17 protein-coding genes and 4 pseudogenes are annotated in these 23,461 nt (G+C 41.6%); 14 read left to right on the top strand and 7 right to left on the bottom strand.

Translation table 11 applies throughout. From position 1 onward, the window contains the following. Nucleotides 1-44 precede the first annotated feature (44 nt). The 3 genes from ACSLFW_RS05040 to ACSLFW_RS05030 all read left to right on the top strand — a co-directional run bounded on the left by ACSLFW_RS05040 (nucleotide 45) and on the right by ACSLFW_RS05030 (nucleotide 2,169). The gene (locus ACSLFW_RS05040) at nucleotides 45-740 is read left to right on the top strand and encodes an efflux RND transporter permease subunit (RefSeq protein WP_436554890.1); all 696 of its coding nucleotides are present in this window, start codon (nucleotides 45-47) and stop codon (nucleotides 738-740) included. A gap of 141 nt (nucleotides 741-881) precedes the next feature. Continuing rightward, nucleotides 882-1,550, top strand: a complete 669-nt coding sequence (locus tag ACSLFW_RS05035) for an efflux RND transporter permease subunit (RefSeq protein ID WP_436554889.1) — start codon at nucleotides 882-884, stop codon at nucleotides 1,548-1,550. A gap of 82 nt (nucleotides 1,551-1,632) precedes the next feature. Further along, nucleotides 1,633-2,169 carry a hypothetical protein gene (locus ACSLFW_RS05030; RefSeq protein ID WP_436554888.1) on the top strand — a complete coding sequence of 179 codons (537 nt, stop codon included), beginning with the start codon at nucleotides 1,633-1,635 and terminating at the stop codon, nucleotides 2,167-2,169. 260 nt (nucleotides 2,170-2,429) lie between these two features. On the opposite strand, the gene ACSLFW_RS05025 is transcribed toward ACSLFW_RS05030, so the two are convergent. The 3 genes from ACSLFW_RS05025 to ACSLFW_RS05015 form a co-directional block, all read right to left on the bottom strand. Beyond that, complete coding sequence (locus ACSLFW_RS05025; protein ID WP_436554887.1) at nucleotides 2,430-2,651, bottom strand: hypothetical protein; 222 nt, start codon at nucleotides 2,649-2,651, stop codon at nucleotides 2,430-2,432. A 174-nt stretch (nucleotides 2,652-2,825) separates the two neighbouring features. Next, nucleotides 2,826-3,317, bottom strand: a complete 492-nt coding sequence (locus ACSLFW_RS05020) for a TlpA family protein disulfide reductase (RefSeq protein WP_436554886.1) — start codon at nucleotides 3,315-3,317, stop codon at nucleotides 2,826-2,828. Next, entirely contained in the window at nucleotides 3,314-3,808 is a 495-nt protein-coding gene (locus tag ACSLFW_RS05015) for a hypothetical protein (protein ID WP_436554885.1), read from the bottom strand. The genes ACSLFW_RS05020 and ACSLFW_RS05015 overlap by 4 nt, the downstream gene beginning before the upstream one ends. Nucleotides 3,809-4,172: 364 nt before the next feature. On the opposite strand from ACSLFW_RS05015, the pseudogene aspS reads away from it, so the two are divergent. Both aspS and ACSLFW_RS05005 read left to right on the top strand, forming a co-directional pair. Then, nucleotides 4,173-5,916 (top strand): annotated as a pseudogene (gene aspS, locus ACSLFW_RS05010) (aspartate--tRNA ligase). 121 nt (nucleotides 5,917-6,037) lie between these two features. Then, nucleotides 6,038-6,889: a sulfurtransferase gene (locus ACSLFW_RS05005; RefSeq protein ID WP_436557374.1), complete on the top strand. Its 852-nt coding sequence runs from the start codon at nucleotides 6,038-6,040 to the stop codon at nucleotides 6,887-6,889. Nucleotides 6,890-6,895: 6 nt separating this feature from the next. On the opposite strand, the gene ACSLFW_RS05000 is transcribed toward ACSLFW_RS05005, so the two are convergent. Continuing rightward, entirely contained in the window at nucleotides 6,896-7,468 is a 573-nt protein-coding gene (locus tag ACSLFW_RS05000; protein ID WP_436554884.1) for an MFS transporter, read from the bottom strand. A gap of 26 nt (nucleotides 7,469-7,494) precedes the next feature. Next, nucleotides 7,495-8,139 (bottom strand): MFS transporter, encoded by a 645-nt coding sequence (locus tag ACSLFW_RS04995; RefSeq protein ID WP_436554883.1) that lies wholly within the window; start codon nucleotides 8,137-8,139, stop codon nucleotides 7,495-7,497. A 207-nt stretch (nucleotides 8,140-8,346) separates the two neighbouring features. Here ACSLFW_RS04995 and ACSLFW_RS04990 point away from each other — a divergent pair, with 207 nt between their 5' ends. From ACSLFW_RS04990 to ACSLFW_RS04960, 7 genes and pseudogenes are all read left to right on the top strand, one after another. Further along, the gene (locus ACSLFW_RS04990; RefSeq protein ID WP_436554882.1) at nucleotides 8,347-8,898 is read left to right on the top strand and encodes a C40 family peptidase; all 552 of its coding nucleotides are present in this window, start codon (nucleotides 8,347-8,349) and stop codon (nucleotides 8,896-8,898) included. Between the two features lie 206 nt (nucleotides 8,899-9,104). After that, nucleotides 9,105-9,305 carry a cold-shock protein gene (locus ACSLFW_RS04985; protein ID WP_027310289.1) on the top strand — a complete coding sequence of 67 codons (201 nt, stop codon included), beginning with the start codon at nucleotides 9,105-9,107 and terminating at the stop codon, nucleotides 9,303-9,305. Between the two features lie 263 nt (nucleotides 9,306-9,568). Beyond that, nucleotides 9,569-10,720: an aminotransferase class I/II-fold pyridoxal phosphate-dependent enzyme gene (locus ACSLFW_RS04980; protein ID WP_436554881.1), complete on the top strand. Its 1,152-nt coding sequence runs from the start codon at nucleotides 9,569-9,571 to the stop codon at nucleotides 10,718-10,720. Beyond that, nucleotides 10,720-11,139, top strand: a complete 420-nt coding sequence (locus ACSLFW_RS04975; protein ID WP_436554880.1) for a DUF2007 domain-containing protein — start codon at nucleotides 10,720-10,722, stop codon at nucleotides 11,137-11,139. The genes ACSLFW_RS04980 and ACSLFW_RS04975 overlap by 1 nt, the downstream gene beginning before the upstream one ends. Next, nucleotides 11,136-11,751 (top strand): annotated as a pseudogene (gene bioD / locus ACSLFW_RS04970) (dethiobiotin synthase). Before ACSLFW_RS04975 ends, bioD begins: the two are co-directional and overlap by 4 nt. Then, a pseudogene (bioA, locus tag ACSLFW_RS04965) lies at nucleotides 11,751-13,036 on the top strand (adenosylmethionine--8-amino-7-oxononanoate transaminase). Before bioD ends, bioA begins: the two co-directional pseudogenes overlap by 1 nt. Before the next feature lie 101 nt (nucleotides 13,037-13,137). Then, nucleotides 13,138-14,296, top strand: a pseudogene (locus ACSLFW_RS04960) (beta-ketoacyl synthase N-terminal-like domain-containing protein). Nucleotides 14,297-14,346: 50 nt separating this feature from the next. Here ACSLFW_RS04960 and ACSLFW_RS04955 read toward each other — a convergent pair. Then, a complete protein-coding gene (locus tag ACSLFW_RS04955; RefSeq protein ID WP_436554879.1) occupies nucleotides 14,347-17,703 on the bottom strand; it encodes a T9SS sorting signal type C domain-containing protein in 3,357 nt (1,118 codons plus the stop codon). Between the two features lie 281 nt (nucleotides 17,704-17,984). After that, the gene (locus ACSLFW_RS04950) at nucleotides 17,985-18,479 is read right to left on the bottom strand and encodes a regulatory protein RecX (protein ID WP_436554878.1); all 495 of its coding nucleotides are present in this window, start codon (nucleotides 18,477-18,479) and stop codon (nucleotides 17,985-17,987) included. Nucleotides 18,480-18,805: 326 nt separating this feature from the next. Here ACSLFW_RS04950 and ACSLFW_RS04945 point away from each other — a divergent pair, with 326 nt between their 5' ends. Continuing rightward, nucleotides 18,806-23,203, top strand: coding sequence for a beta strand repeat-containing protein (locus tag ACSLFW_RS04945; protein ID WP_436554877.1), 4,398 nt, complete (start codon nucleotides 18,806-18,808; stop codon nucleotides 23,201-23,203). After that, the gene (locus ACSLFW_RS04940; RefSeq protein ID WP_436554876.1) at nucleotides 23,139-23,390 is read left to right on the top strand and encodes a hypothetical protein; all 252 of its coding nucleotides are present in this window, start codon (nucleotides 23,139-23,141) and stop codon (nucleotides 23,388-23,390) included. The genes ACSLFW_RS04945 and ACSLFW_RS04940 overlap by 65 nt, the downstream gene beginning before the upstream one ends. Nucleotides 23,391-23,461 lie beyond the last annotated feature (71 nt).

Below are 23,461 nucleotides of genomic sequence, written 5' to 3'. Positions count from 1 at the left end.
CCAATAATGCGACTTCATTCGTTGAAAAACAAGTGATTGACATCATGAAAAAATATGTCGATCCGAAAACCAACGAAAATTTCATTGCCGAAAGTGTCGTTTCACAAGTTGGTGTAGGCGCTGGTAATCCTAACGTTGACGCTGGTTCTCAGGCCGAAACGCCATACAAAGGAAAAGTCACGGTGAACTTCCGTGAATTCAAATTCAGGCGCGGTATCAATACGGCCGACATTCTGGAAGAAATCCGCGGTAAAGTAAAAGGAATTCCGGGCGCGCTCGTAACCGTTGAAAAAGACGCAGCCGGGCCACCTTCAGGTTATCCGATTTCGGTACAGCTTACCGGTCTGGATTATGAGGCGATGTTAAAAGAAGCCGATAAAATGATTGCGTTTATCAATTCGAAAAACATTCCAGGAATCGAGCGTTTGCAAGTTGACGTGAATAAGGAAAGTCCGGAATTGGAAGTAAAAGTAGACCGCGTTAACGCCGGAAGTTTAGGCGTTTCGACAGGGCAACTCGGATTTAATCTGCGCCGTTCGGTTTACGGACAGGAAATTTCGACTTATAAAGAAGGCGACGACGATTACAACATCGTAGTGCGCATGCAGGACGACCAGCGCAAGAACGAAAGCGTGTTATTCAACCAATCACTTACTTTCCGCAACCAGAATAACGGGCAAATTGTGCAGGTGCCAATTTCGGTGTTTCGACAACACAAAAAACCGAGACCTATAACATGATCAAACGTAAAAACCAAAAACGCGTCATGACGGTTTACTCGAATGTGATTACCGGGTTCAACGCAGATGAAATCTCGAAACGCATCGCTACCGAACTTACGAGTTATAGAATGCCGAAAGACATTTCCTACTCATTTTCGGGTGAACAGGAAGAACAAGGAAAAAACCGAAAGTTTCCTGATGTATGCTTTGTTCCTTGCGCTTGCGGGCATCATGATCATCATCGTATTGCAATTCAACTCGGTTTCGAAAACGCTGGTGATTTTGTTCACGGTACTTTTAAGTTTCAGTGGTGTATTTTACGGATATGTCATTGCCGGAATGGATTTCGTTGTCCTCATGACGATGATGGGAATCATTTCGCTCGCGGGAATTGTAGTGAAGAACGGTATCGTATTGATGGACTTCTTCGTACTCCTACTCGATGAAAAAGTACATGAAAAAGGTGTAAAAACGCACGATGATCTAACTTTAGACGAAATCAAAGACGTCATCATCGAATCAGGAAAATCGCGTTTGCGCCCCGTATTGCTGACGGCATTGACAGCGGTTCTCGGATTGATTCCGCTTGCTATCGGTTTGAACTTCGACTTCTTCTCATTGATAACCGATTTGAATCCGCACGTATTTATCGGTGGTGACAACGTAATTTTCTGGGGACCTTTGGCATGGACAATCATCTTCGGATTGACTTATGCAACCGTATTGACGCTTGTCATGGTTCCGGTGATGTTCTTCCTTGTGAAACGCACCAAACACTGGCTTCGTGACAGAAGGAATGCAAGAGCGGAAGCTGAAATCGCTGAATAAATAATTAAATCTGGATATTTAAGCCGTTTCGTCATTTGGTTGACGGGACGGCTTTTTTTATATTGCAGAAAATTTCATTCGTATGAAAAAAAGCTTACTACTTTTAATTTTTTTAAGCATCATTTCGTGTCAGAACGACAAGGAATACCATACCGTCGTTACACAAAACCGGTTTTCGCTTGAAATTCCGTCAGATATGGTACGTGCTGAACACCTCAATGATTCGGCGTCATTGCAATATCAGAATGGTCGCAAAGAAATTTATGTTATTGTGATGGACAAAACGAAGAAAGAATTTAAAAAGGCGGCCACAAATCTAAATGTCAATGCTGACCTTGACGGTTTTATGAAAACGATGCGCGTAAATATTGAGAGCGCTGTTTCCTATCCTGACTTTTCTGCTGTTGAAAATGCAAAAATCAATGGCTTTAAAGCGCGGCAATTTTCTGTTTCGGGACAGGTGGATAATTTTAGCCTTTATTACAAATTTGCTTTTGTTGAAGGCAAGAATCATTACTACGAAATCGTGGTTTGGACTGAAAAAAGCAGAAAACAGGAAGCAAATGATAAGATGCAGCGTATCATTGATTCATTTAAAGAACTCAGGAAACGCGGGTGATTTATCTGTTGGCCCAAAGGCACGAAGTCACCAAGACACCAAGAAAATTTAAGCCCTGAAACTTAATAATCTTAATGGTTTAAAATAAGAAAGCTCCCGGATTGGGAGCTTTTTATTAAAAATCTAAAAAATTCTAATTCCTGTTTACAATGGCATCTTCTTTCCATGTTTTTACAGCAGCGACGCGGCTGTCAGAATAATCAACTTCGCTTAATTTAGCGTTGTTCCAGAAAAACCATTTGCCGGTTTTCATACCGTTGTTATATTCGCCGATAGCGGTTTTGTTGCCGTTTTGGTCGTAAGAGGTTCCATTGTCCGTGCACTTTGCCGTCTTTGTAGAAACCTTCCTGACTTACTTTACCATTTTCGTAGTAATAAGTCGACTTTACAAGATTACCAACAACTTCGTGTTTTGGCGCTATATTTTGGGCAGAAATGACTCCTGAAATTAGAACAGCTGCAATGAATAGGTACTTTTTCATGGTGCGGGGTGTTAATGATTAATAATTATATAACAAATGTATATAAATATTTACACTAAACAAACTTTCGCTTAACAATTTGGTAACATTGAATGAAAACTTAACATTGGAAGTTTTTTGAAAAGAAAAAAGCCACTGATTTCTCAATGGCTTTAACTGCAATGTTTTACGGTTTTATTTCAGTAAGCTATCAAATAAAGTTTGTAATGATGGGTCTGAAGGTCTTGCTGCATCTGCGTTTACTATTGTTCCTTTAGGGTCAATAAGGATAAATCTCGGAATTGAATTGATGCCATAAGCTGTTACAAAACTTGACATCCAGTTATTATCAGCGATAAGCTGAATACCGCCTAAAGATTTGTCAGTTATCATTTTTCTCCATTTTTCGTAATCTTTTTTCTCATCTACGGAAAGGCTTACGAATTCAATATTCTTTCCTTTGTATTTTTCCTCCACTGCCTGAAGATGCGGGATTTCGGCACGACATTGCCCGCGCCAGGTAGCCCATACATCGATATAAACATATTTACCGCGCAAATCTTCGAGTTTGGTTTTTCCGCCTTTAAAGTTTTCAAAATCAAAAGAAGGCGAAGCGCTGCCGTTCATTTTTTGCTTTTGCTTGTCGGCTTCTGCTTGTGCTGCAATGGCTTCTGCCTCTTCTTTCATTGATTGCTGGATAGCGGCTTTGAAATCAGGATCAAGGCCTTTTGCGTTGAGCTTTTCAACAACTTTTGCGTTGTGTGCAGCAACCGCTTTATTGAAATCGTCCTGCTTTTGATATTCACCATTCCATTCTGGAATTCTTCTTCCATCAATGTTTTTTGCGCAAGGAAATTATTTTCCTGTTCTCCTTTACCTTTATATACGATTGATTCGTCGAATTGCCTGGCATCCATGGTAAGGGTGAGGTCGTAGCCCGGTTTCAGGTAAAGCGATGTGAACTCGGTGCCGTCGGTCATTTCGTAGAGTCCGGCCGGAGCAGCGAAAGTCGCGGTGAAGACATTATCTTTATTGATGGCGATTTCCTGTTTGAATTTCTTCGGCCCGGAAATGGTTAATTTATCGCCGTTGCGGTTGGCAATTTTTGCCGCGAATTTCACATCCTGTGCGGAAACGCCGCAAAAAACAAGGAGTAAGAGCAAGCTTAGTTTTTTCATTGTTTTGATTTTTAGTTATTGTAAATGTAAAATTATAAACGATACCATTGTTTAATTTGAAGTAAATATTTGTCTATTGCCATGGTTTCTGAAACAGAAAGCTTTGCGTCTTTGCGTGGTAGTCGCTCGCAAAGACGCTAAGACGCAAAGCCATGTGTTTTTCAATATTTAAAAATAAATGTTGTCGGACTACTTCTTCCGCGTTAGCGATGGAGGCGGTATCCTTTTTGCCTCGTTTTTTAACGAGACGAAAAGATTGAGCCGAGAGCGCGACCCGCAGGGAAACGCCCAATTGAATAAAACATCATTTATATTTCGGTGAAAATTGACAATTATGATTAAATTTGCAGCTTAAATTTTTGATATGTACAGAAGTCACAATTGCGGCGAGCTCAACGCCTCGCACATCAATTCGGAAGTAACCCTGGCCGGCTGGGCTCAGAAATCACGCGATAAAGGTTTTATGAACTGGGTCGATCTGCGCGACCGCTATGGCATCACGCAGTTGGTTTTTGACGAAAGCCGCACCGATAAAGCCGTTTTTGAACTGGCGAAAACCCTCGGGCGCGAATTTGTGATCCAGGCGAAAGGCACCGTAATTGAGCGTGAAGCCAAGAATAAGAACATCTCTACAGGCGACATTGAGATTCTGGTGACGGAACTGACGATTCTGAACGCTGCGCTGACGCCTCCGTTTACGATTGAAGATGAGACTGACGGCGGAGAAGACATCAGGATGAAATACCGTTATCTCGATATCAGGAGAAATCCCGTAAAAAATTCACTTTTGTTCCGTCATAAAGTAGCGATGGAAGTGAGGAAATACCTTTCTGATCAGGATTTTTGTGAAATAGAAACGCCGGTTCTGATCAAATCTACTCCGGAAGGCGCGCGCGATTTTGTCGTGCCAAGCCGTATGAATCCCGGACAGTTTTATGCGTTGCCGCAATCACCTCAGACCTTCAAGCAATTGCTGATGGTGGGCGGAATGGATAAATATTTCCAGATTGTGAAATGTTTCCGAGATGAGGATTTGAGGGCTGACCGTCAACCGGAATTTACGCAAATCGATTGCGAAATGGCATTTGTGGAGCAGGAAGATATCCTGAATGTTTTTGAAGGACTGACGCGTCATTTGCTGAAAGAAATTAAAGGCATTGAAGTCGATAAATTCCCAAGAATGACTTACGACCATGCGATGAAAACGTATGGCAATGACAAACCGGACATTCGTTTCGGGATGGAATTTGGCGAACTGAACGCTGTGGCGCAACATAAAGATTTCGGTGTATTCAACTCAGCAGAATTGATTGTTGCGATTGCAGCCCCGAAATGCGGCGACTATACGCGTAAGGAAATCGATGCGTTGATTGACTGGGTAAAACGCCGCAAAGTCGGCGCCAGCGGCATGGTATACGTGAAATGCAATGAAGACGGGACTTATAAATCGTCTGTAGATAAATTTTACGATCAGGAAGATTTGAAAAAATGGGCTGATGCTACAGGCGCAAAAGCCGGCGATATGATTTTTGTACTTTCGGTTCGGAACACAAGACGAGAACGCAATTGAGTGCGCTTCGTATGGAACTCGCCACAAGATTAGGCTTGAGAAATCCTGCGGAATTCGCACCGCTTTGGGTGGTTGATTTCCCGTTATTGGAACTCGATGAAGAATCAGGAAGATGGCACGCAATGCACCACCCGTTTACTTCGCCGAAGCCGGAAGATATGGCTTTATTGGCGAGTGATCCGGGAAAAGTGCGCGCGAATGCTTATGATATGGTTTTGAATGGTAATGAAATCGGCGGCGGTTCGATTCGTATACACGATAAGGAAACACAGCAGCTGATGTTTAAATATTTAGGTTTTTCGGAAGAAGAAGCGAGAAACCAATTTGGATTTTTGATGGATGCATTCCAGTTTGGCGCGCCTCCGCATGGCGGATTGGCATTTGGTCTTGACCGCCTCGTAGCGATTTTGGGCGGACAGGAAACGATTCGTGATTTTATTGCTTTCCCGAAAATAATTCGGGCCGTGATGTGATGATTGATGCGCCTTCGGTGATTGATGAGAAGCAATTGGAGGAGTTGAGTATTAAATTGAGATAAAACATTTATTTTTAGATATCGGATCCCCGAATGTATTTGCGTTCGGGGATTTTTTGTTCAACTACACATCCCCAACATTCCGTCATTTGAAGTTTTGAAAATTATTATGTTAGCTTTGTTTATGGATTTGAAAACAGCACCCTTGATTTCCGTGGAAGCGTTACTAAAAAAACGCCACGATGAAAACTTGATCATAATAAATGCCGGCAATGGGAAAAGCGCTCGCGAAAACTACGTCAAAAAACATCTCGACAAAGCCCTGTTTGTTGATTTAAATACACAATTGGCCGATATAAAAGAAGATGCAGCAAACGGTGGCCGTCATCCTTTACCGAAAATCCCGGAATTTGCGCAGACTTTAGGAAATCTTGGCATTTCGAAAAACAGCCACATCGTAATCTATGATGATAAAAACGGCGCCAATGCCGCTGCAAGATTTTGGTGGATGCTGAGGGCAATCGGGCACGAAAATGTTCAGGTGCTTGATGGCGGATTGCAACAGGCAGAGCAAATCGGGTTTCCAATGAACGATAAGATTGAAACTCCGATTGCTACCAAATTCTATCCATTTGACAGCTGGAAATTACCGACTGCAGACATCAACGAAGTTGAAGAAAATTCTCTCAGTGAAAATTATGTCGTGGTTGATGTAAGGGAAAACAGCCGTTACCGTGGCATAAACGAACCAATAGATTTGACTGCCGGGCATATTCCGGGCGCTGTCAATATCCCTTTTTCGACAAATCTGGATGGCGTCGGAAAATTTTTACATCCTGATATATTAAGGTCAAAATATGAAACGGCCATTTCCAATCACAATCCTGAAAACATCATCGTACACTGCGGCTCTGGTGTAACAGCCTGCCACACTATTTTAGCAATGGATTATGCGGGATTATCCATTCCGAAACTATATGTAGGTTCGTGGAGTGAATGGTCAAGGAATAATAAAACCATTGCGACGGAAATTTAAAGGATTTTAAACTTCAAAAGTTGATGTTTCCCGTGTATCCTTCATCAATCCGTAAACAATTAACGACACAAAAATGCATGCGGTCACATACCAGTAAAACCAGTTTTCATGACCGGCTTCTTTGAACCAAAGCGCAATATATTCTGCTGTGCCTCCGAAAATGGCAACGGTAATCGAATACGGAAATCCAACACCCAGTGCGCGGATTGCCGTCGGGAATAATTCTGCTTTCACAACTGCATTGATGGATGTGTAGCCGCTTACAATCAGCAATGCCACCATGATCAATCCGAACGCTTCCCATTTTCCCGATGCGCTGGAAACGGCGGTTAGTAGTGGATAAGTGCCGACAGTTCCCAAAATCCCGAATGCCATTAATAGTGGTTTTCTTCCGATTTTATCAGACAACAATCCGAAAAGCGGCTGAACGCATGCAAAAATCAATAATGATAAAAACGTAATTAATGTCGATTCGTCTTTAGTTAATTTCACAGTATTGACAAGGAATTTCTGCATATAAGTGCTGTAAGTATAAAATGCCAACGTCCCGCCCATTGTGAGTCCGACGACAGTTGCCAACGCTTTCGGATGCCGAAATAATTCTTTTAAAGAACCGCTTTTCTTTTTGCAACTCCGTTATATTCTGCTTTTTTAAAATCTGCCGTTTCATCCATGTGACTCCTTAAATACAAGGCCACAATCGACAATGCCGCACCGATAAAAAACGGAACCCGCCAACCCCATTGATGCATTTGTTCATCAGTCAGGAATAATTTTTGCATGGCCAATTGTATTCCCAACGCAATGAGCTGTCCTCCGATAAGCGTGACATATTGAAAACTCGAGAAGAATCCGCGGCGTTTGTCAGTTGCCATTTCGCTCAGATAAGTTGCCGATGTGCCGTATTCGCCGCCAACGCTTAATCCCTGGAGCAATCGCGCAACCAATAATAAAACCGGGGCCAGGACACCAATGGAATTGTAGGACGGCGTCAGCGCAATCAATAATGAACCTAATGACATCAACAGGACAGACAACGTCATCGAGAATTTTCTTCCGGAACGATCGGCCAAACTTCCGAAAAGCCAACCACCAATTGGGCGCATCAGAAAACCTACAGCGAAGATTCCGGCGGTGTTGAGCAATTGCGCAGTGCTGTTGCTTTTCGGAAAACACAGGAGCAAAATAAATCGAAAACGCCGAATAAGCATACCAATCGTACCATTCGACGAGATTCCCGATGGAGCCACTTGTGATGGCTTTTAAACGACGTTGGAGTGATAATTGTTCGGGAGTGATGCGTTCAGGCATATTGCTTTTTGATTTCGGTTGAAAGGCAGGCTTTCAAAGATAATTTTTTATTTAATCGGTTCTTCCCGATTTTTCGACAACAAATTTTACAAACATTATAAATAAAGGCGTCTTCAAAAACCGTAACTTTATAAAAATGGCTTTTTATGAACAGAAATACGGGACTTCGACGGTTTATCATATTCGGATTGCTTGTAATCGCGTCATTCGTGGCTGCCAATTTATATTTTGATTTTCGGGAAACTTCAAAAACAAAAATCGAAAAACAGAAAATCGAAACACCAAAAACTCCGGTTTCCGTAAAAACGCAGCTAAACGACAGCATCGTCGCCTACGGAATGCAATTTTTAGGAACACCTTACACAGCCGGCGGTTGTTCACAAGATGGTTTCGATTGCTCCGGATTCGTCTATTATGTTTTCAAACATTTTAAGATTGAAGTGCCTAGAAGCTCTGCCGCTTTCGAGCATTTCGGGAAAGAAATCCCGATTGAAGAAGTTCAAAAAGGAGACATATTGTTGTTTTTAAGTCCGACGCAAAACGTCATCGGGCATATCGGAATCGTCTCAAAAGCCAACGGCACCTCAAGCGATTTTATTCATTCTTCATCAGGTAACGAGATGAAAGTCATGATTTCAAGCCTTATAAACGAAGGCTACAAACGCCGATTTGTAAAAGCCCTGCGCGTTATCGAATGATTTTAATTGAATCAGGCAACAACGAAATCGTTTGATTAATTCACATTATCGGCAAGAAATACAAGCATTTATCCATTTTCGAAACAGGAAATTCCGAATGAACTACTTGTAAATCAATAAATTTTATAAAAAAATTAACATAATTTGCGCATCGTATTATTTTAAAGTTTACATTTGCCCATTATAAATTTATTATTTCATTTACAATGCGTACAGGTACAGTTAAATTTTTCAATGAGTCTAAAGGTTACGGATTCATTACAGACGAAGAAACAGGAAAAGACATTTTCGTTCATGCTTCAGGAATCAGAGCGGAAGAGCTTCGCGAAGGTGACAGAGTATCATACGAAGAAGAAGAAGGAAGAAAAGGTAAAGTAGCTGCACAAGTTGCAGTTCTTGAAGACTAATATATAAGCATTTATTTTTAGTTACCTCAAAGGTTTCAAGACGTTCCGGTTTCCGGGGCGTTTTTTTTGTTTTTAACGCAAGTTTTTTTACCGCAAAGGACACAAAGGTTTACGCAAAGGTCGCTAAGCTTTATGTAAAGATTTTTGCGTTTGGCTTTGCGTTACTTTGCGTAGATCTTAGCGAACTTTGCGGTTAATTTTTTATCCAGGATTTTTAAAAACGGCTATTCGCAACTTTACGGTTAAAAATCTAAATTTGCCAAATGAAATTCCCTGAAAACCTCAAAGCAAAAATCGACGCACGAAAGCAAACCAATGCCTTTCGGCAATTGCCTTCAGAAAAAAATCTTATCGATTTTGCTTCCAATGATTACATCGGTTTTTCAAAATCAGAAAGTATTTTCACCCAAACCCATCAATATTTAATTGAAAACGGCATTCTTCAAAATGGCGCTACCGGTTCAAGACTAATTTCAGGAAATCACAACCTGTACGAAATCGCCGAAAATTATATTGCCAGTTTCCATCAGTCGGAAAGTGCGCTGATTTTTAATTCCGGTTACGATGCGAATGTTGGCTTTTTCAGCGCAGTCCCACAAAAAGAAGATATCATTTTATATGATGAATTGTGCCATGCTTCGATTCGTGACGGCATCCGGCTTTCGACCGCAAAATCCTATAAATTCGGGCATAATGATTTTGAGGATCTGGAAAGGCTGATCAATTTCAATGACAATTTCAAAAAATCAGTTTACATAGTTACAGAAAGCGTCTTTTCAATGGATGGCGACACGCCTGACTCCGAAACGTTAATTGCGGTTTCAGAAAAATACAACTGTTATCTGGTTATTGATGAAGCGCACGCGCTGGGTGTTTTCGGCAATCCCGGAACGGCAAAAGGCGAAGGATTAATCCAGGAATATGGTTTGCAGGATAAAGTCTTCGCCCGCATCATGACTTTCGGAAAAGGATTGGGTTGCCACGGCGCGGCAATTTTGGGTTCGTCGGAACTCAGAAATTATCTGGTGAATTTCGCGCGCAGTTTCATCTACACAACCGGACTTTCCCCACATTCAGTCGCCACTATCCTGACGGCTTATCAGCACCTCGAAAAAGACAAAAACGCAATTCAAAAACTTCGCGAAAATATCGTTCATTTTAACCGCCAGAAAAACCTGCTGAGCCTGAAGCCAATTTTCGTCAGAAGCAAATCGGCGATACAATGCGCCATTATTCCCGGCAATGAAAAGGTAAAATCCATTGCAACACAATTGCAGCAAAACGGTTTTGATGTAAAAGCCATATTGTCACCAACAGTTCCCGAAGGGCAGGAACGACTGCGTATTTGTTTGCATTCGTACAATTCTGAAGCAGAAATCTCGAAAGTGTTGGAGTTGTTGCGTAACTTTGCATAATGGGAAATGACGTTTTCAAAAAAGTAGCCACTTTTCAATATTCTTCCGAAGCTTTTATCGTAAAAGGAAAACTCGAAACTGCGGGCATCGACGTTTTTATGTTCGACAATCACACTATCGATACCGACCCGATGATCAGCAATGCCATTGGCGGCGTAAAATTATTGGTAAAAACAGCAGATTACGAAAAAGCAGTGGCCGAACTCGGCGACATCAGCCGTTATTCAATCGATGACGACGGAAAACTCATGATTTGCCCGAACTGTGGCAGCGATAAAATCGATTTGCTTTCTACTATAAAAGACGTGAAATCTTTCTTGTCATTTGTCTTTTCGGCAATAATCACAGTCGCTTTGCCATTTTACACCAAGTACAAATACAAATGCGATAATTGCGGATTTGAATTTTCAGAAAAATGAAACTATTTATCACAGGAATATCTACTGATGTGGGCAAAACCATCGCATCAGCAATTATAACAGAAGCACTTCAAGCCGATTACTGGAAACCCATACAGGCCGGGATTTAGACAATTCCGACAGCCATAAACTCCAATCGCTTGTATCGAACAGAAAAACGGTGATTCATCCGAATAGCTATGCGCTGCATACGCCTGCAAGTCCGCATTTGGCGGCAAGTATTGATGGTATTACAATCGATTTGAAAAAAATCACAGCACCAAAAACTGACAATCATCTCGTTATTGAAGGCGCAGGCGGGATTTTGTTCCGTTGAATGACAACGAAACTGTTGCCGATTTGATTTTGCCCGATTACAAAGTGATTGTCGTTTCACGTCATTATCTTGGCAGCATCAACCACACTTTATTGACGATTGAAGCGCTTCAAAACCGAAAAATCAATATCGCAGGAATTATTTTCAGTGGTGATGAAAACCAAGCTACCGAAAGTATAATCTTAAACAAAACCGGAATTAATTTTATTGGGAGAATTGAAAATGAACCCTACTTCGACCAAAACGTCATCCGTGAATATGCCGATTTATTCCGCGAAAAATTACAGCAGTTGTAATGGAAAATACCAATGAAAATCTCGTCGAAAAAGACCAAAAATACCTTTGGCACCCGTATACACAACACAAGACAGCGGCGCTTCCAATTGCCATAACCAAAGGCAAAGGCGCATTACTCTGGGATGAAAACGGAAAAGAATATATCGATGCGATTGCGTCGTGGTGGGTGAATCCTTTCGGGCATTCAAACAAATTTATTGCCGATGCGATTTACAGGCAACTTATCACATTAGAACACGTCCTATTTGGGGATTTACGCACGAACCTGCGGTTTTAGTAGCCGAAAAATTGATGAAAATCCTGCCGGAAAACCAGCAGAAGATATTTTTTTCAGACAATGGTTCGACGGCTGTTGAAGTGGCCATAAAAGTGGCTCTGCAATATTTCTTCAACAAAAGCGAAAAACGTACAACAATCATCGCTTTTGAAAACGCTTTTCACGGCGATACTTTTGCGGCGATGGCGGCGAGCGGAATTTCATTTTATACTCAGGCTTTTGAAGGTATGTTCATTGATGTTGTACGGATTCCTGTTCCGGTTGAAGGCCGTGAGAATGAAAGTTTTGACGCTTTACGCAAAGTCATAAAAAATCACAATTGCGCCGGATTTATTTTCGAACCATTGGTACAGGGCGCTGCCGGAATGGTGATGTATGCTCCTGAAAATCTTGATGCACTCATTTCAATCTGCAGGGAAAATGACATTATTGCAATTGCCGATGAAGTCATGACAGGATTCGGGAAAACCGGAAAAAATTTCGCCTGCGATTACCTGCAACAACAACCTGACATAATGTGTCTTTCGAAAGCACTGACCGGCGGAACGATTCCGATGGCAATTACCACTTTTACACAGGAATTATTCGACGGATTTTACAGCGACGATATTAATAAAGCACTTTTCCACGGGCATACTTTTACGGCAAACCCTACTGGTTGTGCAGCGGCTTTGGCGAGTTTTGAATTGCTTGAAACTGATGCAATGCAGGAAAATCTCATTCGGGTCAATCAATCGCATCTGGTATTTCAGGAGCATATTAAAAAGCATCCAAAAGTTACAACTACAAGAGTGCTTGGCGTGATTTTCGCTTTGGAAATAAGGATTGAAAGCGAAGAAAGTTATTATGGCAGCATGCGTACAAAACTTTATAATTTCTTCATTGAAAAAGGCGTGATCCTGCGGCCGGTCGGGAATATTGTTTATATTCTTCCTCCTTATATTATTACGGATGAGCAGTTGCAAAAAGTATATGCGATTGTTGAAGAAGCTTTGGAAATAGTTTAATTTTGTATTTCCCGCAAAGGCGCAAAGTTTACGCGAAGTTCGCTAAGCTTTATTTTTTCTTTGCGTAGAACTTAGCGCATTTTGCGTTAAAAAAATTTACAGTGTCAGAAAAAATTGCCATAACCGCCATCGCCTCAGTTTCCCCATTGGGAAACACTCCTGAAACTATCTGGGAAAATTACCTTTCCCAACAACACTGCTTTACTGAAAAAGATTTCGGTAATCAAAAATTTCTCGCCGCTGGATTGGATTCAGCTTCAAAAGAATTGGTTTCAGAATTGAAAAAATCCGATCAGAAATACAAATCACTTGATGATTCGGTTTTGTTTGCCATTGCCGCCTCGCGTGAAGCGGTAAAAAAAGCAGGCTGGAAAAGCGATAGCTCTTTTGGCATCAACATTGGTTCTTCTCGTGGCGCGACCAAATTGTTTGAAAAGCATTATGACAGTTTTTTGGCTTCCGGGAAAGCGCCGACACTCGCCTCGCCTACCACTACTTTGGGTAATATTTCGTCGTGGGTTGCGCATGATTTGCAAAGTAGCGGGCCTGAAATTTCGCATTCCATAACATGTTCAACGGCATTGCATGCATTGTTGAACGGTGTTGCCTGGCTGCGTGCCGGAATGGCAGACAAGTTTCTGGTTGGAGGAAGTGAAGCGCCGCTCACGCATTTTACGATTGCACAAATGCAGGCGATGAAAATTTATGCTAAAGAAAATACTGTCTATCCAAATCTTGCGATGGATTTGGAGAAAACCAAAAATACGATGATTCTGGGAGAAGGCGCATCTGTATGCTGCCTTGAAATTGGCGAAAAAGAAAACGCTTTAGCTTATATTGAAGCTATCGGTTATGCAACAGAAATCCTTCGAGCACAACACGTCGATTTCAGCCGAAGCCGATTGCTTTAAAAAATCGATGCAGATGGCTTTGCAGGATTTTCCTTTAGCACAAGTTGATGTTATTGTCATGCATGCGCCGGGGACAATTAAAGGCGACTTATCTGAACATAAGGCCATCCAAAATGTCTTCGGTCAAAATCTTCCGTCACTGACTACAAACAAATGGAAAATCGGCCACACTTTTGGCGCTTCGGGAATGCTGGGCATTGAAATGGCGCTGCTTATGATGCAACATGATGTTTTTATCGGAGTGCCTTTCACGAAAGTGCAAAACCAAAAAAAAGCAATCAGAAATGTATTGGTAAATGCCGTTGGTTTTGGTGGAAATGCGGTGAGCATCTTACTTAAAAAAGCATAAAAAACCCGCCAAAAAGACGGGTTCTTCACTATTATAATTGTGTAAGAGAATTAATTCATAATCACTTTCTTAACCATTTCGAGGTTATTCGAGGTTTTGACTTTTACAATTACTACCTGATTGTTGACAGATAAATTGTCTGTGGTAAAATCGGTTTTTTCGATGTTGTTTTTCCCGAAAATCATTCTTCCCAACAAATCATAAACCATTACAGAAGCGATGCTTTCTTTGTTTGATTTGATCTGGATCTGGTTACCATTTCTGATAACGCCAATGTCGTTTTTATCTAAGACCGGAATGTCAGTTCCCAAAGTATTGATGAAGCGCAATTCAAAACGGTCGTCAAAAGTGCCGGTAGCAGTTGTAAAAGTGTACCCGCCTTCTTTGAGATTCGTCATCACATCATTGGATTTGTCTAAAAGGTAAACGTCTTGTTCTCCAAAAAAACCGTCGAGGTTTTCGATGCCGATTGTAAAACTGCCTTCGATACTGCTGCTGTAACCAATCGGGATGATTTCATTTTTGTCGAAATTAATGTCCCTTCCCTGGGTTGACAATTTGTTTTCTCCAAGAATTGAATAGATGGTAATGTAATTGCCACCATCAAACATTGTTCCGTCATAACCATAATCGATATCGTTCGTAGCGCCTGTGACATATCCTAACAAAGTTTCATAATAAGCGCCGTCAGTATTGGAAAGGCTCAGCCAAAGGCGGTTTTTCTGGATTTGGCCTTCAGATTGCTGATCGTCGCTTGAAGTTTGCTGCGGGTTGGCGCTTCTGAAGAATTGTCCATTGTTTGATGCCGTTTTCACACGCATTGCGTTATTAAAGACCAAAGCTTTTGTTCCGTTAGAAAGTGTCGATTTTAATTCGACAAAAAAGCCCTGACCTGATGCTATTTTTCCGCTAGGCACGACACCTCCTGATGCTGCTGCAACTCCTTTCGTCGGACCTGTAAGATTGTAAGTAGCATAATCATTAGCTGTGTAAGCATAAGCTCCTGAACCTGGATTTGGTGTGTTGGCCGCAATGGCAGTATTATGTGTCCAGAAGTAAAGCGTTCCGGTTAAGAACGAAGCGTTAGTTGTATTGCTTAAGAAAGAATCGGCGTCAATTGCAGACGGATACGGATTACCAATCAGGTTGCCCGTACCTACAGCGCTTTTAATCACATCAACAGAGATGGTTCCTGTATTTGGCAAGCCCGTAAAAGTTGCGGTATACGAAGCTGTCGGATTGAAATTCAGGTTTTCGGGTGCTCTTGAAATATATCCTTTTCCTTTAGTCATTACCGTAGCAGAAGTTTCAGCCGAATAATCATTAACTGAAGTATTGAATGAATAAAACACTGAATTTCCACCATTGGCGAGCGCACCCAGTTTTTCGCCGATGACAGGTGAACACCAATAAGTGTAATCAAATTGTTTCAAAGCAGCCGTTGTTCGGCTTATTGTCAATACATTCCCTGTGAAGGTTCCCGCATCATCATTCTGCACAAGGCTTCCGCCACTTTCGATATTAATGGCTCCTGAGTTGACAACATTATTGACTACTTCGACTACATTTCCTGTCTTAATAGTTACAGTATAATTTTGATTTACAGTAAGCTCGCAAGCTACAAAACTGCCATTTGTGCTCGTATTATAATTTCCGTTGATTGCTGCCTTAATGGTAGATGTCGGTTCGGAAGCGTTGCTCCATGCTGAACCATTCCATGTTGCCGTACCACCGCTGCATTTAGAATATTCGTCGGCACCTACGGTTGATGGCGTGCTGCGCGTATCAGCGTCGATATCGGTTGTGATTCCTGTAATGGCCGTACCAATATTCAGTGCACTTTGAACCGCACTCAGGTGAAGGTCTGTTGCTGAAGTATATAAAGGTGCAGTGAGGATTGAATGAGAATCTTTACCGGTTACACCAGCCCATGTTGCTACGGTACTTTTATAGTTCGCGCTGTAAAAACTTCCCCATGTTCCTAAATAAGAAGTTGCAGATGATACAAAATAATAATCGTTATAATCAATATTCGTGTAGTTGGAAGCTGTAGTCGTATTGGAATAAACCGTGAATTTTATGCAAGTCCCGGAGGTTTGTAAATTGGCAAAAATATTATTCCTGATATCCATTTGTGTCGTTGCATTCACAAACAATGCTGCCGATGCACCGTAAGCCTGATTGGTCTCCATCCTCACTGAATTGTAATACACTTTGACATCACTACCACTGTTAAGGTAAATTCCGTAACCGCCTTGTGTGGCAGGATCGCCACCACCTTGCGAGGCTACGTTGCTTACCATATTGTTGTAAATCAGTTGCGTGTTTCCACTGGTATAGATTCCGCTGATTAGTTTTTGATCGCTCGCAATTACGGTGTAGACTTTGTTGGATCCAATCGTAATACTATTTCCTGTTACCGAAATGGCAGCGTTTCCGTTATCAGATGAATTGGTTGTAACGCCTGTTATTGTGTTTCCTGTTATATTGGTTGTATTTCCATTTACGAAAATACCATAACAAGTATTATTACCTGTCGCGTTTTCTACATTTGAAATGACGTTACTGCTGATTGTTCCCGTTGAACCATTTACATAAACTGCGGCGTTATTTGCAGATCCTCCCAAACCGCTTGGACGTTTGATACCATTGATTGTATTTCCGGAAATCGTATAAGTTGTAACACCGTTCATGTAAATTCCGGTATATGGCTTATTGGCATCTGTTGCAGATCCTAAGGTAGAATTCGAAACTGTCCAGTTTGTAGCACTGTTTGCATTAACGTAAACTGCCTGCTTAACATCTGTAAACAACACATTATCAACTGTATTTCCGGAATTATCACCAGCGTTTCCGATAACTGTACCTCCGGCATAGACTCCGGTAGAAAAGGTTCCGTTGGTAATCCCGACGATATTAAGTCGCAATGTAAGATTCTGGATCTTGTTATTCGCCGCTGTATTGTACATCCAGGTGGCGGCACGCACGGTGTAGCTGTTACCCGAATCGTTGAAAGTATTGTAAATGGTAAGCTGCTTATTGCTTGATCCGTTATTTCCGTCAATGATAATATTGTCGGCACCATTAAACTGGATTACCGCACCATTTCCTATAGCACCCTGAACCGTTAATCCGATAAAACCTGTGTTGGGTTTTATGGTGAGTGTATTGGTTGTACTGGTGCCGGTAAATTGATTGATTACAATAGCAGATGACACTGTTTCTGTGGTATTTTCAAGCAAAAAAACCACCGGAGCACTTACGCCCACAGCATTAACACGCGTTACGGCACTTGCCAGTGTTCTGAAATTGGCATCAGGATTGGCAGTGTAGATTCGGTAGTTACCAGACAATTGGGAGAATCCAATAAACGGCAATAAAAGCAAAAAGTAAATAATTTTATTCATAATATGCAGGTTTAGTATGCAGGCATACTTTATTTGGGTCACACAAAACTACCTGTAGATACGTTAAATAAGATGTTAAAGGATGCTAAAATTTCAATGTTTTCGATATGATGCGGTTTATATCGATAAAATACATCATTTACGCAAACGTTTTCGTTACTTTGTAAGTTTTTACGTTGTAATTATAATGATAAAATATTGAAATTTAACATTTTAACATTGACGATGTTAAGCAAGTTATGATTAAAAACACCAAAAAATATGAGGCGGTTTTTATAATTTTATTTTTCCGTTTCGCTGCCAAAATCTGTAATTTCCAGTTCTATAACTTTTTCATAAATCAGCTGGCTTTCAAAACCTTTACGCAGTAAGTAATCACAAAACTTTTTTCGCTTTTTTAATACGTTTTTTTCATGGATTAACGACCATTGGCTTTCTGCTGTTTTATGAAAAGTTTCGAGGTATTCTTCGGGAGAAATTTCTTTCAAAGCTTTATCGATATTGAAACGCGAAATATTGCGGTATTTTAATTCATTGACGATACGGATTTTCCCCCAGGATTTGATACGGTGTTTTCCTCTCGCAAAACTGCATGCAAACCTTTCTTCGTTAAGAAAATTATTGTTTATCAGGTGTACGATAATCAAGTCTGAAGCTTCTGGAATCATACCCAGTGAACGAAGTTTCGCCACAACTTCATCATGGCAACGCTCTTGATAAGAACAGAAATATTCGAGTTTTTGTGTGGCTTCGATAACGGTGAGAGTCTTGTTCATGACGGATATAATTTCATGGCAAATATACTAAACCTAGGTCACGAATTCGGCAATAATTTTCACGCTTGCACTATACGTATTAAGCTATTGATCTGAAGGTGGAAAAGACATTTTTTAAACAAAAAAATTTTCGCTTGCCACATAATTTCAGCACTTTATCGATGAAAAATGCATTTTAACAGTAAGTTAAAAAATTCCTAATGCTAAGTAGCAATGGATGAGAATTTTGTGTTTATTTTTGAGTCCCCCAATCTGACGTTTTCATAAGCAAATAGGAAACTATTTAGGGGATATTATTTCAAAATATTGCCTCAAAAATATTTTTTATGAAAATTAGGATTACACATACTATTTTGATTTCTTTTAATGTCAAGCATTTTATTTCGAAGACATCAGCAAGTTCGAGATTTAATCTTTTGATTGCTCTTGCTTCACTTTTGCTTGGAATTAATGCACAAGCACAATACTCTCACACAATCAGCGCAAATACCTGGAGCAGTTATGGCTCCCAAACCTTAAGTGGCGTGTCTTGGACTGCAGCTGCAACAGGAGGTGCATTTTGGGCTTACGACGCCACGAAAGGTCAACAGTTTGGATCCGCGGCTAGTCCTGCTACTTCGTTAACTTTGAGCACAACGGGAATATCAGGAACAATAACATCAGTGAAGGTCACAACATCTGGAGCTGCATCGGTTGTCGGTACGGTTGCCGTGTCTGTCGGAGGAACAGCTTTTAGTCCATCTACAAATGCGCTCACTGCAACAAGCACTCAATACACTTTTACAGGTACTGGGAGTGGTCAAATCATTATAACTTGGAGTCAATCTTCAGCTAAAGCATTATATCTAAAGGCGCTAGACATAACATATTCTACAATTGTCAACCCAACAGTAACCACTACAGCAGTTTCATCAATAAATACAACTACAGCAGCCTCTGGTGGTAACGTAACATCTGATGGAGGTGCAACAGTAAGCGCAAGAGGTGTCGTTTGGAATACAAGTGCAGCGCCAACAGTCGCATTATCTACAAAAACCACAGACGGTACGGGAACCGGAACATTTACAAGCAGCATCGCTTCATTAACCGCGAATACAAAATATTTCTATAGAGCCTATGCCACCAACAGCGCAGGAACGGGTTATGGTTCGGAAAGCAATTTCACCACACTGCATAATGCGCCTGTAATCGGTTGGGGAAGTAACGCAACGGCTGTATCGATTGATGCGAACTGGACAGCACCTGCAACTGCCGGGGGAGAAGCATTTACTTACGAAGTAGAAATTGCCAATAATACAGGTTTTACAGGAAGTACTGTAGCCAGTGGCATCGCTTCAGGCACATTAACCAAAAACTTTACCGGATTGACCTCAAATACGCCTTATTATTTCAGGGTACGTGCCGTAAATGCAGGTGGAAATTCTGCATGGTCATCAACAAGCACCGCTTATGCGACTCTGCCTGCGCCTAAAGTTACCGCGCAGGACTGGTCCTGGACGACCGGGAGCACATGGGTTGGCGGTTTTGCACCAGCCGATGGCGATGATGTGACGATTTTACACAATGTAACTGCCGGTGCGGTCACGCGTAATTTCGGAACCATAACAACAATTTCTTCAACAGGAAAGCTTACCGTTTCAGGAACATTCGCCAATGGTGGTACTACAACTGTCAACGGAACATTCCAACTGGATTCAGGCGGATATGCATCAGGCAATAATTTTGTGTATGGCAGCACAGGCTCATTGAATTTTAATGCCAATTATGGCGTCGATAATTCACATTCTTATTGGCCGACATCTAACGGCCCTTTTAATGTAAATGTATTAAGCGGAATATTAACTCTGAATACGGGTACGAACAGGATTGTCAACGGAACTTTCCAAACTGCCGGCGGTGTAGCTTTTTCAGGAACGCTGACGCTCAATGGCACCGCAAAAATTAACTCTGGCGGATATTTCAGCAATTCACCGACTTACGGAAGTGCATCGACATTGGTTTACAATCTGGGATATAATTTTTTCAGAGGCAATGAATGGAACTCGGCGTCTGGCGCCGGATATCCGAATAATGTACAACTTTCCAATCCGGGTAGCACTACAACCGTAACTATGGGTTCAACCGCCGCACAATGTGCCGGAAACCTTACGATTGATCCATCTACCGTACTTAGTACACCTCCTGCTACTTTGACCATAATCGGAAATGTGACCATAAATGGAACGATCAACTTTGCCGGTGACGTTAAAACAAACGGCAACTGGATCGTTGGCGCGTCAGGAAATCAACTTAATAATAATAAGGCGGTATTTTTTACAGGAACGACTACGCAAACCGTTATAAAAACTGGTGGTGGCGTAGTTGGTTTCGATTATCTTATTATTGACAAAACCGGCACACTTGCGTTCGATGTTTCACCAAATGCCACAGATGTAACCGTTAATTCGGGCTCGGGAGGTACGCTACAATTGCTTAATGGTACGCTTAACCTTAATGGTCGTGAACTTAAAATGCAAAACGGAAGCGGTAACATACTTGTAAAAGACGGCAGAACCATTACGTCTTCAGTGGCTAATGGGAAATTGACTTTTTTAACGGGCAAGAACATTGTTTCAAACAGTTCATCGGCAGCTGACACTTTGTTAATTGATGCTAACGTAAACGTTTTTGTGGGTTCATCAGTAAATTTTGGTCATAACGGTACCAATACAATGACAACGATCAACGGCCTACTTCAAATTGATTCTGGAGGTTCAGTTGTATTCAACTCGCCTGTTTATGGGCCAGCCTCGACACTGCGATTTGCAACCGGAGGCACTTATGGCAACTCTAAGGAATGGACTGCTGATGCCGCCGTGGTTAGTTTTCCATCGTCAGGTTATCCGAATAATGTTGAAATCACGAATTCGACTACACTTGACTTAGGTGCAAACAGTAATTCTGCAACCGCAAAAGCTACAAACGGCTACCTTACCATTGCAGATGGTTCAAAATTAGACATGGCCGGATCGAGCGCGATGACTAAATCATTGACAGTAAAAGGAGATTTCACACTTGGTTCTGCAGGTACTGCTACAGTAGCACTTTCAACCAATGCGAATACCGATTTGTATTTAGGAGGCGATTTATATTTTAATGGTACCTACCAGTTTTATCCAAATAATAAAGCTGTATTTTTTACTAAAAATGGCACACAGAAGATAACCGCATCAAGTACGCCAACTATTCCTTATATTGTGTTTCAGCCAATGAGCGGCACCACTACTCTGCAACTCAGCGGCACAGACCTTATCGTAAGCGCTCCGAACGGCGGAAACGCGATTTCTTTCAGCGGCAGCGCAGGCGATGTATTCGACCTTAACGGCAGGACACTGACTATCGGGACTGCCAGTGTAGGTAATACTGTTACCGGCTCAACCGGAAGTTTCAAAGGTTCTGCGTCTTCAAATATGACTTTGCTGGGATCGGGAAGTATCGGGACGATTAATTTTACTTCAGGTGCTGATAATTTAGGCACACTGACCTTGAACCGCCAACCGGGCAGCAATGCTTTGACTTTAGGAACAAACCTTACGATTAATACTTCTTTGGTGCTGACCAACGGATTGTTGAGTCTTGGTACGAGTGTACTTACAATAGCTGGTTCAGCCACAACATCTGGCGCATCTTTCAACAGTTATGTAATTGCAGATTTGTCGGGAACATCAGGCACAATAAGGAAGAGCATTACAGGAACAGGATCTTTTACTTTTCCAATTGGTGATAAGGTTACTTCTTTTGACGGAAGCCAATATAGCCCGGCCACCGTTAATTTTACTTCAGGAACGTTTTCGTCAGCTTATATAACTGTTGGCGTTAATGATATCAAGCATCCGAACAATGATGCCACAATTGATTTTTTGACCAGATATTGGTCTGTTACATCTTCAGGAACATTTACATCGCCGGTTTATTCTTTTACCGGAACTTATCTTAATGGAATTACCGACAGAATTTCAGGAAGTGCGGCTTATCCGGGAAGATGGGATGGCACAACCTGGTCTGATGTAGATTACACACCAATCAGCGGCAGTTCGTTCACGCTTTCCGGATTGACAACAACCTCGGGAACCAATGAATTTTCGGCGGGTAATCCGTTATTGAATACAGAAATAGATGTAAGAGGGAACGCAACTTCAATTGTAAGCGGTAGTTCAACGCCAGCAACTGCTGACCATACTGATTTCGGGTCGGTAGCTTTTGGCGGTACTGTTACAAGAACATTTACGATTTACAACCTTGGCGGTGCGCCGCTTAATCTGGCTTCGAATCCGTCGTCACAGGTGACACTCTCAGGTTCGTCTGCGTTTGCGGTTACAGCACAACCTTCGAGCGATGTTATTATTCATGGTGGTTCGCTTACTTTCCAAATTACTTACACTGCAAGTGCATTTACGGCACAAAATGCGATTGTAAGTATTGTCAATAATGATGCTAATGAAAATCCGTATACTTTTGCCATTACCGGGGTTGCATTAGCAAGTGCTGCCAGTGACATAATTGCCAATGCTGCTTATGTTTATAACAGTAATTTTCCTTATGCAACCTACCAATCGGCTACAATTACCAATACAGGTTCGAGTACTAATGGCTCGCTTGACTTGTTTAAATTTGACATTCGTGACGGAGGCGGGCACGTCAGATGTCGATACACTTCCGACAATCCTGAACAGCATTACCTTTAATGTTACTAATACTTCGATGATACGCTCGGCGGCTTTGTTCAACGGAAACGCTTTGGTGAGTAATGTGGCTACAATTAACACCGGCTCAAATACAATTGCATTCTCCGAACTCTTGCCGCAGCGAATGCGCATACGACGCCCAACCCCCAAGATGTCACTGCCGTTGATAATGGCAGTAATGGATTAACGCTCAGGGTCACTTTTACTTCGACAGTTACTGACAATACACAATTTCAAGTAACGATTGCCAACGCAAAT

It is taken from the genome of Flavobacterium sp. 3HN19-14, from assembly GCF_051373205.1.
GTDB lineage: Bacteria > Bacteroidota > Bacteroidia > Flavobacteriales > Flavobacteriaceae > Flavobacterium.
The sequence above is the reverse complement of the archived record's forward strand: the minus strand, read 5'-3'. Positions and strand labels throughout refer to the sequence as shown.

Coding starts and splice junctions, on each gene's coding strand:
- ACSLFW_RS05040 (WP_436554890.1), top strand. CDS start 45: ATGAAAAAATATGTCGATCCGAAAACCAACGAAAATTTCATTGCCGAA.
- ACSLFW_RS05030 (WP_436554888.1), top strand. CDS start 1,633: ATGAAAAAAAGCTTACTACTTTTAATTTTTTTAAGCATCATTTCGTGT.
- ACSLFW_RS05025 (WP_436554887.1), bottom strand. CDS start 2,651: ATGAAAAAGTACCTATTCATTGCAGCTGTTCTAATTTCAGGAGTCATT.
- ACSLFW_RS05020 (WP_436554886.1), bottom strand. CDS start 3,317: ATGAAAGAAGAGGCAGAAGCCATTGCAGCACAAGCAGAAGCCGACAAG.
- ACSLFW_RS05015 (WP_436554885.1), bottom strand. CDS start 3,808: ATGAAAAAACTAAGCTTGCTCTTACTCCTTGTTTTTTGCGGCGTTTCC.
- ACSLFW_RS05005 (WP_436557374.1), top strand. CDS start 6,038: ATGGATTTGAAAACAGCACCCTTGATTTCCGTGGAAGCGTTACTAAAA.
- ACSLFW_RS04990 (WP_436554882.1), top strand. CDS start 8,347: ATGAACAGAAATACGGGACTTCGACGGTTTATCATATTCGGATTGCTT.
- ACSLFW_RS04985 (WP_027310289.1), top strand. CDS start 9,105: ATGCGTACAGGTACAGTTAAATTTTTCAATGAGTCTAAAGGTTACGGA.
- ACSLFW_RS04980 (WP_436554881.1), top strand. CDS start 9,569: ATGAAATTCCCTGAAAACCTCAAAGCAAAAATCGACGCACGAAAGCAA.
- ACSLFW_RS04975 (WP_436554880.1), top strand. CDS start 10,720: ATGGGAAATGACGTTTTCAAAAAAGTAGCCACTTTTCAATATTCTTCC.
- ACSLFW_RS04955 (WP_436554879.1), bottom strand. CDS start 17,703: ATGAATAAAATTATTTACTTTTTGCTTTTATTGCCGTTTATTGGATTC.
- ACSLFW_RS04950 (WP_436554878.1), bottom strand. CDS start 18,479: ATGAACAAGACTCTCACCGTTATCGAAGCCACACAAAAACTCGAATAT.
- ACSLFW_RS04945 (WP_436554877.1), top strand. CDS start 18,806: ATGAAAATTAGGATTACACATACTATTTTGATTTCTTTTAATGTCAAG.